Origin of the sequence: Christiangramia aquimixticola (assembly GCF_048285835.1) — a bacterium.
GTDB lineage: Bacteria > Bacteroidota > Bacteroidia > Flavobacteriales > Flavobacteriaceae > Christiangramia > Christiangramia aquimixticola.
Genome location: NZ_JBLVTL010000001.1, coordinates 482,870 through 486,051, shown reverse-complemented (window position 1 = coordinate 486,051; position 3,182 = coordinate 482,870). Strand labels below are relative to the sequence as shown.

The following is a 3,182-nucleotide window of genomic DNA, read 5'->3' as shown; positions in this document are numbered from 1 at the left end:
AGATCAATAAAAAACATCCGTCGTTTTGCGAATGCGGGTGCAAATATACATCCATTAATTAATTTATCAAGACTAATTTGCTATAATTTTATCATAGTTTTGCGTTTCACTCATTTTAAGCGTTTTAGACATGAAAATTTTTTTATTGGGTTATATGGGATCCGGAAAGTCATTTATTGGAAATCAGCTGGCGGAAAGTCTGGGTTGTGAATTTTTAGATCTTGATAATGAGATAGAAAAGCAATGTGACATGAAGATTTCGGAGATCTTTACCCGAAAAGGAGAGGTTTTCTTTAGGAAGGCCGAGAGAAAAATGCTGGAGAAATTATTAAAATTTGATTCACCAGCCGTAGTGGCTTTGGGGGGAGGAACTCCTTGTTACGGGAATAATATGGAAATGATAAAAGCTGAAGAGGATGTTGCTTCTGTATATCTAAAACTTAACATTGAGAATTTAAAAGGAAGGCTTTTAAAGGAAAAAGATAGCCGTCCCATGATAAGTCATCTTGAAACCGAAGAATTGCTCGAAGAATTTATACGGAAACATTTATTCGAACGAGGTTTTTACTATAATCAAAGCGACTATATCGTTGATTGTAATTCCAAAACTTCTCAGGAAATAATTGCTGAAATTAAAGAGCGGTTAAAATAGTTCGACTCTTTCATTTTCGTTTTCGAAAATGACCTTTACTGTTTCACTTAAAGAGGTAGATAAGGATAATCCTTTAAAATCTGCCTTTACGGGAAACTTCTTATGATTTCTGTCCACCAGGACAGCCGTTTTAAATTGTTTTAATGGCACATCAAGAAAATGCCGTACGCCATAAATTAAGGTGGTTCCGGAATTAAGAACATCATCTACCAGAATTATCGATTTCTCCTTATAATCTTCCGGGCTTAATGAAGTACTTATTTTGTCAAGCGGATTCTTTTTATTAATTGTTACTTTACACAGAACAACATTTAAAGGTGAGATCTCCTTAAGTTCTTTTTCCAGTTTTTGAGCAAGTATATATCCGTTCCTGGCGATCCCGGCGATGATAATTTCCGGTTCTTCAATATTGCTCTCATAAATTTGATAAGCAATTCGTCTTATCTTATGTTTGATCTGCTCCTGGTCTAATATGGCGTGCTGCGCTTTCATAGATTACTTTTTTCTGAATTTAAAGAACAATTCATTTCCCTGTCTCGGTTTTATTGAATTGTAAGCTGTTTCAAGAATCTCAATTTCAAAATATGGACTAAAATACGTTAAATATTCATCTCTGCTTCCTCCAAAGGGAGGGCCATCAGCACTAAGCGGGAAATTAAAAAGCAATCCGGCAAGTGTAGCTTTTGGCTTTAGTAGTTCATGAGTTTTTTTGGCGTAATCACTCCTTTTGTCAACCGGGATAGCACAAAAAAATGTTTGCTCCAGGATTAGATCAAACTCCAGATCAAGTTCAAAAAAATCTGCCTGAATAATTTGATCTTCGGGAAATTCGGGATTTCGCTGTTTAAAGTTTTTTAATGGCGGGGCGGCAATATCGCAGATATAGGTGTTTTTAAATCCATGCTCAAAAAGATATTCGGCTTCATAAGCATTCCCGGCACCGGGAATTAGAATTTTTAAATTTTTATCACTTAGCTTATCTATATATTCCTTTAAAGGAATGGAAACGTAGCCAATATCCCAGCCGGTTTTATTTTGATGATAGCGATTCGCCCAGAAGTCTTTATTCATCCTTTTTGTCTTTTACGTCATCTTCTGCCGTATCAAACCATTCGTCAATATCCCTTCGATCCTTTTTGGTAGGTCTTCCGGTTCCTTTCTTTCGGTAATAATCCTTGGAATACTTTAATAACTCCAGTTTTTCAAATGCTTCTTTTGGAGTGATGTCGTGAACATAGATATTTGCCAGTTTAGCGCCAACACGACTCTTGGGCAGATCCAGAATTTCAAGTTCATAATTTATCTGGTTCTTCCTTACCCTAAGTTTATCTCCCGGAAATACATCTTTTGACGGTTTTAAAATTTCATCACCAAGTCTTACTTTTCCCTGCTTGCAAGCATTGGTAGCAACGCTTCTGGTTTTGAAATACCGTACGCACCATAAAAACTTATCAACTCTCATAATTTGACCTCCAAATCAACGTTCATAATTGAGCAAAAATACAAGATTATTGTATCTTGCGGCTCCAAAATAGAATTCTGATGAGAATAAACAAATATTTACTGATTGGACTTGTAGCATTTCTTGCATTTTCATGTAAAAGTGATGATGATGACCTCGTAACCATTCCGGTTAGAGACCGAGGTGAACAGGCTATCGAAGATGATCAGGCACTTTTAGATTACCTTTCCACCCATTTTTACAATTACGAAGAATTTGAAAATCCAGGTGATGACTTTGATTATAAGGTCAAATTTGACACTATCGCCGGAGAAAACAGCAATAAGACGCCTATCATAGAATCTGATAAACTGATCACTAAAACCGTGAACTATCAAGGGATCGATCAGCAAATGTATATTCTAAAAATTAGAGAAGGGGTGGGCGCAAAACCTACTTTTGCTGACTCAACGTATGTGACTTACAAAGGTGAACTTCTAAACGGGACCGTTTTTGACAATACTACAAAATCCCCTGTGTGGTTCAATCTTTCTCCATATTCAATTGTTCGTAATGGTGTAGTTGCTTCTAAGATCAACGGGGTAATTGAAGGTTTTAAGGAAGGGCTTCAGTTCTTTGGTTCTGCCAGTGGATACACCGTTAATGCCGATAATACCATTAAGTGGAATAATGATTATGGAATTGGAGCAATCTTTATTCCTTCAGGCCTTGGGTATTTCAATATTCCAAGAGCAGGTATTCCTTCTTATTCTCCGCTTGTTTTCCAATTTGATATGTTGATAGCTGTTGAAGCAGATCATGATAATGATGGGATTCCTTCTTATTTAGAAGATCTGGATGGAGATAAGGATGTTTCCAATGACGATTCAGATGAAGATGGAATACCAAATAATTCTGATGCCGATGATGATGGCGATGGAACTCCTACCAGAGATGAGATCGAAATTGCAGAAGACGGAACGATAATATTTACAGATAGCAACAATGATGGAACTCCGGATTATTTAGATCCTGATACTTTCCAGTAATAGTTGCCTGTACAAATAAAAAAAGCCCGGACATCCGGGC

5 protein-coding genes are annotated in these 3,182 nt (G+C 36.7%); 2 read left to right on the top strand and 3 right to left on the bottom strand.

What is annotated here, in order from left to right:
* Window positions 1-130: 130 nt before the first annotated feature.
* Entirely contained in the window at window positions 131-652 is a 522-nt protein-coding gene (locus ACNKXV_RS02165) for a shikimate kinase (RefSeq protein ID WP_417906054.1), read from the top strand.
* Here the strand turns inward: ACNKXV_RS02165 and ACNKXV_RS02160 are convergent.
* The 3 genes from ACNKXV_RS02160 to ACNKXV_RS02150 are packed head-to-tail and all read right to left on the bottom strand — an operon-like array spanning window position 644 to window position 2,114.
* The gene (locus ACNKXV_RS02160; RefSeq protein ID WP_417906053.1) at window positions 644-1,144 is read right to left on the bottom strand and encodes a phosphoribosyltransferase family protein; all 501 of its coding nucleotides are present in this window, start codon (window positions 1,142-1,144) and stop codon (window positions 644-646) included. The two genes, ACNKXV_RS02165 and ACNKXV_RS02160, sit on opposite strands and share 9 nt — an antisense overlap.
* A 3-nt stretch (window positions 1,145-1,147) precedes the next feature.
* Window positions 1,148-1,723: a methyltransferase domain-containing protein gene (locus ACNKXV_RS02155; protein ID WP_417906052.1), complete on the bottom strand. Its 576-nt coding sequence runs from the start codon at window positions 1,721-1,723 to the stop codon at window positions 1,148-1,150.
* On the bottom strand, window positions 1,716-2,114 hold the full coding sequence (locus ACNKXV_RS02150) for an RNA-binding S4 domain-containing protein (protein ID WP_417906051.1): 399 nt from the start codon (window positions 2,112-2,114) through the stop codon (window positions 1,716-1,718). The genes ACNKXV_RS02155 and ACNKXV_RS02150 overlap by 8 nt, the downstream gene beginning before the upstream one ends.
* Window positions 2,115-2,194: 80 nt before the next feature.
* On the opposite strand from ACNKXV_RS02150, the gene ACNKXV_RS02145 reads away from it, so the two are divergent.
* The gene (locus ACNKXV_RS02145; protein ID WP_417906050.1) at window positions 2,195-3,142 is read left to right on the top strand and encodes an FKBP-type peptidyl-prolyl cis-trans isomerase; all 948 of its coding nucleotides are present in this window, start codon (window positions 2,195-2,197) and stop codon (window positions 3,140-3,142) included.
* Window positions 3,143-3,182 lie beyond the last annotated feature (40 nt).